Origin of the sequence: Enteractinococcus helveticum, assembly GCF_020742345.1 — a bacterium.
Classification (GTDB): Bacteria; Actinomycetota; Actinomycetes; order Actinomycetales; family Micrococcaceae; genus Yaniella; species Yaniella helvetica_A.
On the sequence record NZ_DYXC01000127.1, the window covers coordinates 1 to 14408 of the forward strand.

The following is a 14408-nucleotide window of genomic DNA, read 5'->3' on the forward strand; positions in this document are numbered from 1 at the left end:
TGGGCAGACTACCTGGTGAATCTGAGCAATTCCTAGACTCAGGACACGCTGGCAGTGTGCAAGGTGGGTCACGTATGCCAAGCATTCACAGCGCCACGAGCCCGCTTCGGTCATATGTTCAGAGTTATTGAAATGCGACTTCGATTTCCTCTATGCAGTCATCAGAAATTGGCCCTGATTTTCCTGCTTATCCCAAGGTAGCTGTCCTAGACTTGTGTCATGAAATGGAGTGCCGTCGAGATTGAACGAGCCCTGCTTGCACTGAATGACGACGAACGCAAAGCAGTTCTATATAGCGTGCTGCGCAACATCGACAAGACCAATACCTTTGAACAAGGCACTGATCAGACCTGGCATAAGGATCTGTTACGTAAACTTCAAGATAATCATCAAGCAGCTTTGATCGATGCGCTCGAAGAACACGCCCAGCTTCGAGCCGATATGTCATCGCTGCGCCAATGGCGCTAAATGGTTGACCACGAACCAGTGACGAAGTAGATTGCAACTATCAGTCTCTGCCGTTGACTTCCCTTCTGATACTGGGAAAGCCGATGACAGGGACTTATTTTTGTCTTTTGGTCACCTCAAGTGCGGAAATAAATGTCCAGAATAAATCAGATTCATGCGGTCCATCCTGCTCCAGTAGTGGCTATCCTCGTCGACGGCGGCTTCTATCGGCGTCGGGCAGCAAAACTTTTTGGTCATAAAGATCCAAAAGCTCGGGCCGAAGAACTCATGGAATACTGCAGACGCCATATTAGAAACCATGGCAGCAGGCTATATAGGATCTTCTACTACGATTGTCCTCCGTCGGACAAGGTGATTTATCATCCGTTGACGAAACAACAGGTGAATTTAGCCAAGAGTGACGATTACAAGTGGATGCATAGCTTTCACCGAGAACTCACCAAAAAACGTAAATTAGCTCTGCGTATGGGAGAGAATCTCGAGACCCAAGACGGCTTTCAATTGAAAACTAAGCCCCTCAAGGAGATACTCTCGGGAAAACTAGAGCTGGCGCATCTCACCGAGAGAGATTTCTATCTAGACATAACCCAAAAAGGCGTCGACATGAGAATCGGACTAGATATTGCTTCTCTAACTGCCAACAATTATGTGAATCAGATCGTTATGATTTCCGGTGACAGTGATTTCGTACCTGCTGCGAAACACGCTCGGCGTACGGGTATCGATTTTATTCTCGACCCCATGTGGGCGAGGATCTCCGACAGCCTCCACGAACATATCGATGGTCTTTACGGGCCTGTAGCCCGACCACCAAAACACGAAGATGATCCCTTACACGTAAGCAACACGAAAGTGATTGCGCAGCCTGAAGACGATGACGCTACCCTGTAGTTCTTCAAACTTTGGGCGTTCGCAGCACTGTCCACGTCGAGCGCTACCGCAAAATCTTTGCTCCGGCTGTGCTCAGCTCGAATGTCGCGCTCACAAACAAGTCATCTTGCCGGTAGAGACCATAATGAAATCTTAACCACGGGTTGTTCGTGAGAAAATCCTGGCGTATTTTCTCACCAACAACCCTTCAAAAATTTTGTATACCTGTTCCCGGACAGGTACCGGCGTCGGCCACGGCTCATGATCGCCAGCACTTCTTCGCCCACCCCACTGACACACGAAAGCCTTCTCATGCGTATCGCAAACGTTAATCACCGCGCCACCCTCACCGATTCAGACCGCACCTGGATATTCACGTCGCCTCTGAAGGCGCATTCGGTCTGACCCCATGGACATCTACACGCGGTGGGCAGACTTCACCGCATGGGCCTCAACCATTACCATTCGCTAAATCTCCAACGGTTTCAAAGCCAAGGCCGTGGATGTCCTAGCACCAGTCCCGGAGCCACGCCAGATCTTTGCCATCGGCGTCAACTATCGTGATCACGCCGATGAGGCCTCCATTCCATATCCAGAAAACCTCATCGTATTCACCAAGTTTCAGTCGTCGTTGGCCGGAGCCGACGTCGACGTCGGCATTCCCGATGTTGAACATGGAGAACTCGATTACGAGTCCGAACTGGTCGTCACCATCGGACGAGAAGCGCACAAGGTTTCTGAAGCCCATGCCTTGGACTACGTCGCCGGATACTCCGTTGGCCAGGAGCTATCGGAACGAAGCGTGCAGTTGCGGCCCCCGGTCCCGCAATTCTCACTGGGCAAGTCGTATCCAAACTTCAGCCCGGTTGGCCCCGCCGTCGTCACCATCGATGAATTCGAGGATCCCAACGCACTGCGCATTTCCGCAGCCCTGGAAGGCCCACAAACCGAAGACCACGGTGGCTCATGAAAAGTCCAAGACGGCACCACCGCCTCCATGATCTTCACGGTCGCCAAAATCATCGCCGACCTATCCCAAATCGTCACGCTGTTCCCGGGCGACCTGATTTTCACGGGCACCCCGGCCGGGGTTGGCAAAGCTCACGGTATCGCAATGCAACCCGGTAACGTGTTGACCTCAACGATCGACGGCATCGGCTCGATCCGGAACACCTTCGTCAAATAATCCCAAAGGACACCTCGATGACGCACTCTGCACCGCCACCGATCACCTGGCACCCGAGCAATCCGGCCAATACCCAGATGTTTCGATTCGCACACTGGCTCACCAACACCCACGCAGTAGATCTGGGACAACTTCTTAACGACGACGGCAACATCGCACCCGGGCTCTACCGCCGTCTGCACGCCTGGTCGATCACCGAGCTGCCGGCATTCTGGGATGCGGTGCGTGAGTATTTCGGGGTGCTGGGCGATGGGTTCGAAACCGATGCGCTGACCGATGCGACCATGCCCGGAGCAGTCTGGTATCCGAACGCGCAAGTCAATTTTACCGAAAACGTTCTGGAACGCACGCGCGAACATGTCGACGACGACGCAACAGCCCTGGTCAACATTGATGAAAACAACGTGATTGACACCGTGACCTGGCAGCAGTTACGCACCCGGGTCCACGGCCTGGCTGAGCAACTGCGCGACCTCGGCGTGCAACCGGGCGACCGGGTAGCGGCCGTGCTGCCAAATAATGCGCAAGCCATTATCGGACTGTTAGCCAGTGCAACAATCGGCGCCGTCTGGACGATCAACTCACCAGATCTCACCGTCACCGCAACCCTGGCGCGGCTCCGCCAACTGGAACCCACCGTACTAATCACCTCGGGCGGGTACACATTTGCCGGCAAGTTCTTTGACCTCACCGAATACAATACCCAGCTGCGCGCCGGACTACCCGGCCTCAACCACCACCTGGATATCGCAGACTTCCGCCAAGCGCCAACCAATGGTCCGGTCGACTACCTGCGCGTCGCATTCGATCACCCACTGTGGGTTCTGTTTTCCTCCGGCACCACCGGGGAGCCCAAAGGCATTGTCCACGGCCACGGCGGCATGCTGCTGGAATCGCTCAAAGGCCAGGGCTTACACCAGGATATGACCCCCGCCGACCGCTACTATGTTGCCGCCAATACCTCCTGGATGGTGTGGAACACGCTGGTTCAAGCGCTCGCGGTGGGCGCATCCGTGGTTGTCTATGGCGGCTCACCCAAAATCAACGGCCCCGCCCGCCAATTCGAGGTCATCGCCGCTACCAACACCACCCGGTTCGCCGTGGGCGCCCCATATTTGAGCTTGGTCGAACGTTCCGGCATCTCGCCGGCCGAACACTGGGACCTCACCGGTCTAAAATCCATTCTCTCCACCGCCGCTCCCCTGCCCGAATCCACCTGGCGCTGGGTGCATGAACACGTCAACCCTGCCGTCCGCCTGGGCTCTGACTCCGGTGGCACCGACATCTGTTCCGGGTTCATTGGCACCAACCCGCTGGAGCCCATCCGCCTGGGCGAATTGCAGGGACCGATGCTCGGGGTGGCCGCAAAATCCTTTGACGACGACGGCCACGAAGTCTTCGATGCGGTCGGTGAACTCGTGATCACCGAACCGATGACGTCCATGCCGTTGTATCTGTGGAATGACTCCGACGGCGAGCGCTACCGCGACACGTACTTTGACCGGTTCCCGGCAACCGATACCTTCCCACACGGGGTGTGGGCGCAGGGCGATTGGGTTATCCAGACTTCGCGTGGCAGCTTTATTGTCGAAGGTCGTTCCGATGCCACCTTGAACCGGCAGGGTGTACGACTCGGCACCGCTGAGATTTACGCGGCCCTGAGCCAGGTTCCAGAAGTCGAAGAGTCCACCGTCATCGGGGTCGAAGAACCCGGCGGCGGCTACTGGATGCCATTATTCATCCAACTGGCTGAAGGAGCCGAACTCACCGACGAGCTGCAAGACCGTATCACCCAGATGATCCGCGCCCAAGCGTCAATGCGTCACGTGCCAGATGAGATCATCGCCGTCGCCGACATTCCTGTCACTCACAGTGGCAAACGGATCGAAGTGCCGCTGAAGAAACTCTTCATCCGCCGAACCGCTGATGCGGTGAACCACGATGCGATCGCTAATCCTGGTTCATTGGCGGAATTCGTCGAGCTTGCCCAGCGTCGTGCCATGGCATCATAGCGCCGCAATAATTAAAGGACTGAGGCCCCGGATTTGCTCCGGGGCCTCACGCTCTCACTCACACCTTGAAGAGGTAGTACCTACTCTAAAAAACGTTCCTGGTAATTGACTTGCGATCGACTCAAGATCTCAAGAGTGTTCGCTGTGAAGATCCTGGAAAGTTATATCATGTGGAGTGATTCCAGCGTCGGTGTCAGCCCAGAGTTTTTCATCGATCCAAGTTCAGTCATCAAGCAGATATTCAAGTGTTAATAACTCGTCGTACAGGACGAGTTCCTCGGCGTCAAGCTCATAGGCTTCGCCCCGCTTGCGAAACTTTTGCTCGTCTCCAACCTGCTCAATGATGTGTTGCCGACGGGGTTCTGCCTGCTGGCGAGTATAGATTTCAGGTGTTACAGCTGCCATCAGGTCTCCTTCCGCTGGCTAGTGGCCTCATACATTTTAGTTGAAGGCATGGACAACATACGCTCGGTCAAGCTCCAGACACTGATATCGGAGAAAACGCCGTGCGAAGACGACCCCATCTCTACGTCCGATGCACACAGGCCAGATGGCAGCGCTTAGGGGGACGGGTGTGTGGGATGGTTGAGGCCCCGGAGTTACTCCGGGGCCCCATACTTTCACTCACACCTTGAAGAGGTAATACCTACTCTAAAAAACCTTTCTGGTCATTGACTTGCGTCCACCGCAGAATCCGTGGGGAACTGTCTCAGAAAAGGCTAGACAGTCATGCGCTGGTGGATGCCCGCACCACGAGTTCCGGTGTGTAGTAATCACGAACCGGGGATGCCTCGGGGTTGGTTTTGCGGTCCAAGAGCAAGGTTAGTGCCCGTTTACCCATCGCTGCTTGAGGCTGATCCACGCTTGTCAGATTTGGATAGAGGAGCTGAGCCAGCGGCGTGTTGTCGTACCCGATAATGGCCAGTTCATTGGGAACTTCAACGCCAGTTTCGTGAGCGAGTCTGAGAACTTCAGCCGCTGTCTGATCGTTATTGGTGATGAGCCCATCCCAACGACGCTCTGCTAGTCCATCGCGTACTGGTGCAAGATCCTCCGAAGTGAAATGCAGCAATTCGGGTTCGATGCCCGCGGTGTGAGCATGACCGTGAATTCCAGCCCAACGGGCCTTTGAAGTAGCACTCATCGAACGAGTCAAATACGCTAATCGTCTTCGTCCAAGAGCTATCAGGTGTGCGGCTGCCGCAGTCGATCCGGTGAAATCGTCGCTGGCTACCACATCAACCTGCGCTGGCGGATTCTCAAGGTGGGCCACCACCACCGTTGGAAGCTCTTGACCCAAGTCGGTCAAGGTTTCCACCGGCATCCACGAGGAGGCAATAATGAGTCCATCGACCTGCATTTCTAACAGGGTGTTGGTCTGGTGGACCAGTTCATGAGCATGACGTGCGCCGTGAGTGATCAGCGTGCGAAGACCTTGTTCGCGTGCGGCCTCTTCAATCCCGTTGACGATCTGGGCGTGGTGAGCATTGCCAATATCATTGAGCACCACTCCCAGAACCCCGGAGTCATGCGCGACCAGGCTACGGGCTGCTGAGTTCAACCGGTAACCCAGTGTTTTGGCGGATCGCATGACCCGGTCTCGTTTTTCCTGGCTCACGCCCACCTCACCACGTAAAGCGCGTGAGGCCAAAGATTTTGATACCCCAGCGTGTTCGGCCACCGAAATGATGGTGGGCCGTTGCGGCCGAGATCTCTGACCTGCGGTGGTACTCATCGACGGCGGCCTTGTTCAATCTGATGCACTGCTGCTTCCATGATCGGATACTCCACTCCCGGGCCCAATGCTAGATACCCTGAGGCATAGTGATCCGCACGGTGTTCTGTCCCATTCGTATAGTGCACCGGATAATAGCTGCCCCCGGCACGACGCAAAATCAGCATGGCCGCAGCAACGTCCCAGGTACTCACCCCCGTGCCCAGTGAAGCGTCAGTCCATCCGGCGGCCACGTGCAGAATCGACAGTGCCCCGGAGCCGGTACGGCGCACCGAAGAAAACGCTTCAACCCATGACTGAAAACGTTGCGTTGCTGCCTGTCCTTCAGCGGCCAGATCAGCTGCTGTAGGGTACCCGGTGATCAATGTAGCTGACGGAAGAGGCAGTGCCCGTGGGGTCACCAATAGGTTGTCATTAAGGTATGCGGCAGAATCATCGGCGCTAAACATCATGTCCGATATCGGGTCATAAACGGCTCCCGCACGGATCTCGCCATCAATCTCTACTGCAATCGAAGTGCAAAAGAAGGCAAATCCTTGAGCAAAATTCGAGGTCCCATCGATCGGATCGATATGCCAGGTGATATCCGACTGGTCAGTATCATTATCTGATGCCCCGGCAACTGCTACACCAGCTTCCTCTCCCACCACAGTTGACCCTGGGCAGCGTCGCGCAATGACTTCACGGATGAGATCTTCTGTGACACGATCGTGTACCGTGACCTGATCGTGTGCACTGGTTTTGTGCTGAATTTCCATTGGACGGCGGAAAACGGACGCCAAATATTCCCCGGCGACGGTGGCAGCGTCACGGGCAATGTCACGCAGTTGGGTTGAGCTAAAAGTTTCGACGGTGTTGAGCATGTTAGACCTCCACAGATGTCAGCGAAGGACGATCTGACCATAGGCTTTGTAGGATAGTTAATAACTCGGCTGGGTCCGCGACCGCTAGATCTTCGGTCACCGGAACGCTAAAGGGTCGTTCGGATTTGGCTGGATCATCCATCAAAACATTGACACCAACTCCTGCCCGAGTACCACACAACACGTCCCGGTCAAGATGATCACCCACATACCAGCACTCAGACACCGGCACGCCTGCGGCCTGAGCGCCTTGAATCAACAGTTGCGGGTTGGGTTTGCGGATTCCCAGCTCATCAGAATACAGTTCTGCGGTAAGAAATTCCGTCAGCTTGGCTGCGGCAAGAAAATCTCGATGCACGGCACCAGATAACGCATTGGATACCACCACGACTGGTAGCTGACGTTGTGCCGCCCAGCGCAATAGTTCAACACTGCCGTCACGTAGTGTTCGATGTTCTGCCGCGTCGTTAACTGCATAACAGATTGCCGCACTATGAGGTTGTAGTGCACGGCGGGCTGCATCCGGCCAGTCAGCTGCGATGAAATCTAACACGTAGCTTTCGTGACTGAGCTCTGCTGGGGCAAAGGGTCGTGACATCGCATTACGCCAGGATTTGGCAGCAAGTGCGCCTGCAGCAACATCCGCAGTGATGCGCTCCACGGTCGGGGTCTGGGGATGACCATCCAAGAGTGTCACGATGGTTTCAGCCACGATCCGTTGCCAGTTATCTGGACGACGAGAGGTGACCAGCACCCCGCCGAAATCCAGCAGCAATGCCTTTGGTATCGGCAGGTCATGAGTCGAGGTGGTCATCTTGGGTAGTGTTCCTTCCAAATACGTTGATTCGTGGTTGGTCATTGCTGACTGTGTTCTGGCAGCAGAATTTTCATCGGAGCGAAATCAGGCGTGGTGGCAACGCGCATCCCGTCAGCATCAAATGCGTGGACATCTCCGGGGTGTACCCAAGCGGTGAGTCGCTCCCCAACACGAAGATCCGGTTGCGCCGTAGTGTTGCCGAAGATTTGATCGGTGCCGTCACTGACTTCGATAATCCAGGTTCCACCGGTTGGAACCACAGCCGTTACGGTTACCGGTAATTTCACTGCACAGGCCGGTATCCGGGTGGAATCTCGGGTAAAGGACAATGATTCTGGTCGGATGCCCACGCTGGCTGCTTCATCTCCCCGACCCGTCAACCACCGGGCTAAAGCTCGGCTCGTGGTTGACGGGGCTCCGTCGGCCAATTCGATCATGTTGATCGGTGGCGACCCCATAAACTCGGCAACGAATCGACTCACCGGACGTTGATAGATTTCTAACGGCGTCCCGGTTTGTTCAATGCGGCCCTCATTCATCACGACGATGCGTGTGGCCATGGTCATGGCTTCCCATTGGTCGTGGGTTACAAACACCATGGTGACCCCTAGCTCACGGTGGATTCGTTGGAACTCAGCGCGCATCTCAAGTCGAAGTCGCGCATCCAAGTTGGATAATGGTTCATCCAGTAACATGACCGATGGTTGTGCTGCCAGTGTGCGAGCAATGGCGACGCGTTGTTGTTGGCCGCCCGATAATTCAGCCGGGTATCGGTCGGCATAATCACCGATGCCTAGGGTCGACAGTGCGTCATCAACACGACGGTTGCGTTCTTTTTTGGTTACGTGTTGCATTTCTGGCCCGAAGGCGACGTTAGCGCGTACCGTCAGATGTGGCCACAGTGCATAGTTTTGAAATACCAGGCCCAAGTCGCGCTGCTCGGCGGGTACTCGGGTACCTGAAGCTACATCGTCGACAGTGGTCTCTCGGATGCCAATTCGTCCGGCAGTGAGCGTTTCCAGCCCGGCGATCATCCGCAGTGTTGTGGACTTCCCACATCCGGATGGTCCCAGCAGGCAGAGGAGCTCGCCTTCTTCGATATTCAACTGGAGTTCATCAACGCTGGGTGTTTTGGCCCCTGGGAAGACTTTGGAGACGTTCGTAAGTTCAATGAGTGTCACTGGGCCGCTACTCTCCACTGGTCCTGCCAGGTCTGGCGTGAGTTCCAATCTTCATCCAGTCCAGCGTTGTCAAAGTAGTACAGGTCGTCGATGTGTTCAGCCAGTTTCGATGGATCGTCTGGCTGTTGGATCGCAGTATTAGCGGAGATCTTGCCTTCGCTGTTCTGCGGTTCGATGCCTTCTTCGGTCATCACGTAGTGCACATACAGCATGGCTGCGTGTGGGCTTTCGGTACCGGTTGCAATCGTCACACCCTTGGGCTGGGCGATGCCTTCCCATGGTTCAAGGCCGTCACAAATAGCGTGAGCGTATCCTTTTTCTTCGATATTGCGGAACTTCGAGGACGATACCAGCCCCACTGGTGGTTCGGATTGTCCTGGTGCGCCGACTGCTTCTGAAACGTCTTCGTTCGAGGAAGTCAGGATTGGGTTATTAGCGGCAAGGCGGGCAACCCACTCAGCAGCGGCCGAGTCCTCTTCGGTTTCAAGTGCTTCCCCGAAGTGATCTTCATAAGCAGCCAACAGTGCTTCTTCATCGAACTGGCCCATTTGGGAGAAGAAGTCCAGGAGTTTATTGGCACCGACTGGATCTTCAAGGGCGACCTTGCCCTTCCAGTCATCTTCGGTCAGCTCCCACATGTTGGTAATCGGGCAGGTGTCATAGACTTCGTCGTTATAAGTCCACAGATTGGAGTCTGAAACCATGACCAAGGGGTCTTGCATTGATTCGTCAATGTATTCGCGAGCGTCTTCCGGGATCCAACTGGTCACAAAGTCATTTGGCAGCAGCTGGTTTTTCAGTGCGGGGAGGTCTTGCATTGTCACCACATCACCGACGACGTTGCCAGACTGGGCTTCGCGAGTCACCATCTCCAGGGCTTCTGAGGCATCAACTTTGGTGCCGGTAGCTTCAATACCGTATTTTTCGGAGAAATTTTTTGCAATGTCTTCTACTGCCGACGCATTGTCATAAATGGTGATCGGACCTTCTTCTTGAGCTTTTGCAATGAGCTCATCCAGATCAAAATTCTCGCCTTCGAAAGCCGCAAAAACTTCTTTGGTTTGGGAAGCATTCTTGGCGTCATCAGATCCGGCGCTATCAGCGGGTGCTTGGCCAGCGCAGGCAGAGAACGCGGTCAACGACAGCAGAATTGCCGAGGTTGTGAGTAATCTTCTGGATTTACGACGGTTTTGGTGAGTCCTCATATTAGGTGCTCCAATTTCATAGGTGGTGTCAGGTGAGGTGGTTGATGGTTAGGTTTCTAAGACTCGGTGGGCAAACGGGAGGTCATGATCCACCTGCCCCCTGAGCAAGATCTGCTTTGAATAGCCGCCGGGCTAACCAGGTTCCAACCAGGGCCACCACACAGATCAGCAGTGTGATGGCATTAGCGGCATGCGTGTAACCCGAGTCGACAAGATTCATCGACAAGGTGGTCAATAAGTGGGTGCCCGGAGTGGCCAAGACGATCACGAGGCTAAGACTTTGGACACCTGAAATGAACGGCAACAAAATGGCGCTGGCCAACGCCGAACGGTGGATGGGGAAGACAATACGACGCATCCGTGTCCACCATCGTGCACCAAGCACTTGTGATGCTTCTTCAGGATCTTTGCCTAATTGCATCATCGCCGAGATGCCTGCCCGGGAGGCGAAGGGCATTTCGTCCGCGATGAGAATCAGTACCAAAATGACAGCGGTTCCGTAGAGGGCAGGGATTGGGCCGCGTTGGACTGCAAACAACGATAGGTAGGCGACTGCGAATGCTATGCCTGGCACCAAGTACGGGGTGAAAGCGGTAACCCGCAAGACGGTCCCAATCCACCGTGCCGGACTGCGAACAACAACGTATCCGATGAGCATGCCCAGCACTCCAGAACACACGGCAGCAAGCCCGACCATCCAAATGGTGTTCCAGACGGCTGACCACGTTTCAGGATTCACTAACACTCCCTCACGGAAGTTAGCAAAGGGTAGATCAGATCCCAGCCAATAGTTCAACGTGAAGTTGCTGAATTGAAATTGGCCCGGCACTTGCATGATCGTCGACAACAGCAGCACGCCCAGCGGGATCACCACCGAGATTGTAAACAGGCCGGCGACGGCGATAAATGCAGGGATTCGTAAGGATCCCAGTGGTTGCGGTCGGGAGGAGTGTCCTTTACCTGAAATCGTGGTGTAGCGACGCATTTCTTTGAGAAACTTCACGTCGATCCACAGCGAGATGGCACCCAATGCCACCATCACCACCGAGATCACTGCCGCGGTGCCCGCCTGCTGGGTTTGGATGCTCTGGTACAGCGTGGTGGATAACACTTGAAAATCTGCCGGTGTACCCAAAACGTAAGCCACACCAAATTCACCGATCGCTTTGGCGAAAATGAGGGTAGCGGCTGACAAAATGGCTGGACGCAATAACGGAAGAGTAATTTTCAGCATCCGTTGGGTGCGATTTGCACCCAATAGCTGTGCGGCGTCATCGTATTCATCGGGCAGATTCTTCATTGCACCGGTCACGAGCAGAATCACATACGGAATGAAGTGCAACGTGAATATCACGGTGATGGGAAGCATCCCATAGGCCAGCCAGTTCGGCGGGGTCACCCCCAGGGACTCCAACCAGCCGATGCCTCCGCCAACTTCTCGGTTTTTGAATAATGTGGTCCAGGCCAGTGCAAAGGTCCAAGCCGGCAACATGTATGGGATGAGCAAGGCTGTTGAGAACCAGCGTCGCCCCAACAAGTCGGTTCGTGAGATCAGCCATGCCGCGGGTAACCCGATGATTAACGCACCCATAATTGACATGCCCGCCACCATCAGGGTGTTGAGTAACGGTCGGTAGAAGATAATCGGTGATACAGCGTCTGCGAAGACCCGTTCGAAATAGTGGGTCGTCCACGAGCCCGCCTGTTGGCCAGTAGCCATTTCGTCACCGAATGCTACCTGGATAGAGGACAGTAACAAGGAGGCTACCGGCGCGATAATCAAGTAGGCAAACAGTGCCAGAAGAACGAGACCGAGCACCGTGGCAGGGTGTTTTAATGCAACACGCCACGAGTAACCGGAAAATCGCCGGCGTGGCGGAGTCTCCGGACTCTTGAGTGTGGAACGTTCCATTAACATGGCAACCTCTTTCTGTGTGAACGAGATTCAGCCTAAAGTTGCTGAGTTGCCACTGAGCCAAGCGCGGATTGCCAAACGGTAAACCTATGTGGAACGTTCCCACACTGGTGTGATACATGTCTCCAGAAGGCCTTGACGTTGGACCACACGGAGCATTGAGCGCCTCGAGACCAGCACATCCAACGCCAAACTGGGACAATAGAAGTACTACATGGATGAGGCCCCAGGACTGGAACCCGGGGCCTCAACACTCTCATCACTCACACCTCGAAGAGGGTGATACCCACTCTAGGAAATGTTCCTGACGCTGAGCTTGCGTTCCGCTCAAAGTCAAGCATGAAGGATCTGGGAAAATGCTGTGCACGCAAATATTTGCGAGCCATGACATCACTCATCTCCGCGCTATACAAGTGGGGATGCGGACTGTTTTCATACCAGTTCAGGTTCCACGCCGCGATTCTTGGCTTCGAAGGAGGTGGGCACATGATGTAGTTTTTTACCTATTTAGGCAAAAAACTACATCAGTGAGTATTTATTTATACTCCGCCAACTGATACCAGCATTAACAGCAAAGGAAGGAAACCACTATGCGGTTGCAGAACCCTTTTGCTTCACTGAGCACTGCAGGCCTTGATTCGCAGGTTCTTACAGTATTAGCTCGTTCAAACCAATATCTCACGATTCAGCAAATTCATCAGCTCCTCCCCGAAACCGGGTCACTTGCCGGTGTGCGCCACCCCTATTGCACGATTAGTCGCCCAGGGGACGGTCCTTGAGCGAGTCACTGGCCGCACTTCAGGCTACGCGCTCAACAAGGACCATCTACTTATAGAGCCCATTCTGCAGATCGCAAACGCTAAAAAAACACTGATAGAGCGAATCTCTGAGACTATTACAAGCTGGTCTCATCAACCATTAACCGTCCAGCTTTTCGGGTCCGCTGCTCGCAATGACATGGAGACAGACAGCGATATTGATATCTTGTTCGTGTTTGACGAAAGCACGGATGACCAAGAAACAGACACGAACATTAACCAACTAACCCAGCAGGTAAGTCGCTGGACCGGCAATGATGTTCGTCCTCTTGTCTATTCTGAGTCCGAAGTTGAACCAGCTCCCATATTTGATTCGGTTCTACGAGAAGGCATTCCTATCTCAGGCAATCCAAACTGATTGCGTCAACACATACGCCGAAGTAGGCAATCAGCATGATGTCGAAGAAAAGTAGGCTCAAAATCGTTCCTGCAGGTAGCCACTGATGCTCGAGAACTCGCAGAGGATAACGAGGTGGCAGATGCCACGGTAACGCCCTATGTACACGCTGGAATTGCAGCCGCCGACGCCATTTGTGCGGCTGCACTGGGAGAACATTCTCAGGGTTCTGATCATTCTCAAGCGGTGATGTTGTTGAGTACGGTCGATAAAACAGCTGCTAGGCACCTAAATACGCTACTCCAGATGAAAACGCGGGCGGGCTACGGTCACAACCCAATTAGCGAGACTAACCTTCGCAGAGCATCACGAGCTGCCGAGGCTCTAGTTTCTACAGCTGTCCTCTAATGCCGGTTCTAGAAAATGTATCCATTGATGTTTATTGGGGTTCCATGGAGTTCTAAAAACCATCAAATGGCGAAAGGCCCCGGGACTGGAACCCGGAGCCTCGCGTCTTCATCACTCACACCTTGAAGAGGTAGTTACTACTCTAAGAAACGTTCCTGAGCACGAGCTTGAATTCGCCTGAATTTTGAGAAGGAATGCGCGGACGACGTGATGCAGCAAATATGGCACTTGCGTTAGCTTTCATAGCGGATCTCAACGCGTCGATTCGCAGCATAGGTTCCCGGATCATCTGGATCTTCGGTCACAGCGGGCTCGGTATCGCCCCTACCTTCCGAGGTTATATCGAGATCCGCGCGCTGCGATTCAAGCGCTTCGGCAACAGCCTGCGCACGGTTTTCGGACAGTTGCTGATTGTCAAAATCATACATATCTAAGACCGTTTGGGAGTCGGTATGCCCGACAATTGACACGGCAGCCCCTTGTGGCACGTCTTCCACCAAGGTTTCGATCACCTGCGATGCGTTCTCCGGTAATTCCCAACTATTAGCTTGGAATAAGACATCCGCTTCAAGCACGATCACGTCGTCTTCTTC

12 protein-coding genes and 1 pseudogene are annotated in these 14408 nt (G+C 54.2%); 5 read left to right on the plus strand and 8 right to left on the minus strand.

All coding sequences use genetic code 11. From position 1 onward, the window contains the following. Nucleotides 1-219: 219 nt before the first annotated feature. The 4 genes and pseudogenes from K8V32_RS11200 to K8V32_RS11215 all read left to right on the plus strand — a co-directional run bounded on the left by K8V32_RS11200 (nucleotide 220) and on the right by K8V32_RS11215 (nucleotide 4536). Entirely contained in the window at nucleotides 220-468 is a 249-nt protein-coding gene (locus K8V32_RS11200; protein ID WP_303907337.1) for a hypothetical protein, read from the plus strand. A gap of 132 nt (nucleotides 469-600) precedes the next feature. Continuing rightward, nucleotides 601-1359, plus strand: coding sequence for an NYN domain-containing protein (locus tag K8V32_RS11205; protein WP_303907340.1), 759 nt, complete (start codon nucleotides 601-603; stop codon nucleotides 1357-1359). Nucleotides 1360-1837: 478 nt separating this feature from the next. Continuing rightward, nucleotides 1838-2524: pseudogene (locus K8V32_RS11210) on the plus strand (fumarylacetoacetate hydrolase family protein). 17 nt (nucleotides 2525-2541) lie between these two features. After that, complete coding sequence (locus K8V32_RS11215; protein WP_303907343.1) at nucleotides 2542-4536, plus strand: acetoacetate--CoA ligase; 1995 nt, start codon at nucleotides 2542-2544, stop codon at nucleotides 4534-4536. Between the two features lie 222 nt (nucleotides 4537-4758). Here the strand turns inward: K8V32_RS11215 and K8V32_RS11220 are convergent, their stop codons facing one another. The 7 genes from K8V32_RS11220 to K8V32_RS11250 form a co-directional block, all read right to left on the minus strand. Beyond that, nucleotides 4759-4941 (minus strand): hypothetical protein, encoded by a 183-nt coding sequence (locus tag K8V32_RS11220; RefSeq protein WP_303907346.1) that lies wholly within the window; start codon nucleotides 4939-4941, stop codon nucleotides 4759-4761. A gap of 322 nt (nucleotides 4942-5263) precedes the next feature. Next, complete coding sequence (locus K8V32_RS11225; RefSeq protein ID WP_303907349.1) at nucleotides 5264-6271, minus strand: LacI family DNA-binding transcriptional regulator; 1008 nt, start codon at nucleotides 6269-6271, stop codon at nucleotides 5264-5266. Next, a complete protein-coding gene (locus tag K8V32_RS11230) occupies nucleotides 6268-7134 on the minus strand; it encodes an inositol monophosphatase family protein (protein ID WP_303907352.1) in 867 nt (288 codons plus the stop codon). Before K8V32_RS11230 ends, K8V32_RS11225 begins: the two co-directional genes overlap by 4 nt. 1 nt (nucleotide 7135) lies before the next feature. Continuing rightward, nucleotides 7136-7993, minus strand: coding sequence for an HAD family hydrolase (locus K8V32_RS11235; protein WP_303907355.1), 858 nt, complete (start codon nucleotides 7991-7993; stop codon nucleotides 7136-7138). Next, nucleotides 7990-9132, minus strand: coding sequence for an ABC transporter ATP-binding protein (locus tag K8V32_RS11240; RefSeq protein WP_303907357.1), 1143 nt, complete (start codon nucleotides 9130-9132; stop codon nucleotides 7990-7992). Before K8V32_RS11240 ends, K8V32_RS11235 begins: the two co-directional genes overlap by 4 nt. Then, nucleotides 9129-10337, minus strand: coding sequence for an ABC transporter substrate-binding protein (locus K8V32_RS11245; RefSeq protein WP_303907360.1), 1209 nt, complete (start codon nucleotides 10335-10337; stop codon nucleotides 9129-9131). Before K8V32_RS11245 ends, K8V32_RS11240 begins: the two co-directional genes overlap by 4 nt. Nucleotides 10338-10419: 82 nt before the next feature. Continuing rightward, entirely contained in the window at nucleotides 10420-12249 is a 1830-nt protein-coding gene (locus K8V32_RS11250) for an ABC transporter permease (protein ID WP_303907363.1), read from the minus strand. Between the two features lie 960 nt (nucleotides 12250-13209). On the opposite strand from K8V32_RS11250, the gene K8V32_RS14655 reads away from it, so the two are divergent. Next, entirely contained in the window at nucleotides 13210-13428 is a 219-nt protein-coding gene (locus K8V32_RS14655) for a nucleotidyltransferase domain-containing protein (RefSeq protein ID WP_369681065.1), read from the plus strand. Nucleotides 13429-14048: 620 nt separating this feature from the next. Here K8V32_RS14655 and K8V32_RS11255 read toward each other — a convergent pair. Beyond that, nucleotides 14049-14408: OmpA family protein (locus K8V32_RS11255; protein ID WP_303907366.1), on the minus strand; the 360-nt coding region annotated here is incomplete at its 5' end.

Coding starts and splice junctions, on each gene's coding strand:
- K8V32_RS11200 (WP_303907337.1), top strand. CDS start 220: ATGAAATGGAGTGCCGTCGAGATTGAACGAGCCCTGCTTGCACTGAAT.
- K8V32_RS11205 (WP_303907340.1), top strand. CDS start 601: ATGTCCAGAATAAATCAGATTCATGCGGTCCATCCTGCTCCAGTAGTG.
- K8V32_RS11215 (WP_303907343.1), top strand. CDS start 2,542: ATGACGCACTCTGCACCGCCACCGATCACCTGGCACCCGAGCAATCCG.
- K8V32_RS11220 (WP_303907346.1), bottom strand. CDS start 4,941: ATGGCAGCTGTAACACCTGAAATCTATACTCGCCAGCAGGCAGAACCC.
- K8V32_RS11225 (WP_303907349.1), bottom strand. CDS start 6,271: ATGAGTACCACCGCAGGTCAGAGATCTCGGCCGCAACGGCCCACCATC.
- K8V32_RS11230 (WP_303907352.1), bottom strand. CDS start 7,134: ATGCTCAACACCGTCGAAACTTTTAGCTCAACCCAACTGCGTGACATT.
- K8V32_RS11235 (WP_303907355.1), bottom strand. CDS start 7,993: ATGACCAACCACGAATCAACGTATTTGGAAGGAACACTACCCAAGATG.
- K8V32_RS11245 (WP_303907360.1), bottom strand. CDS start 10,337: ATGAGGACTCACCAAAACCGTCGTAAATCCAGAAGATTACTCACAACC.
- K8V32_RS11250 (WP_303907363.1), bottom strand. CDS start 12,249: ATGGAACGTTCCACACTCAAGAGTCCGGAGACTCCGCCACGCCGGCGA.
- K8V32_RS14655 (WP_369681065.1), top strand. CDS start 13,210: ATGGAGACAGACAGCGATATTGATATCTTGTTCGTGTTTGACGAAAGC.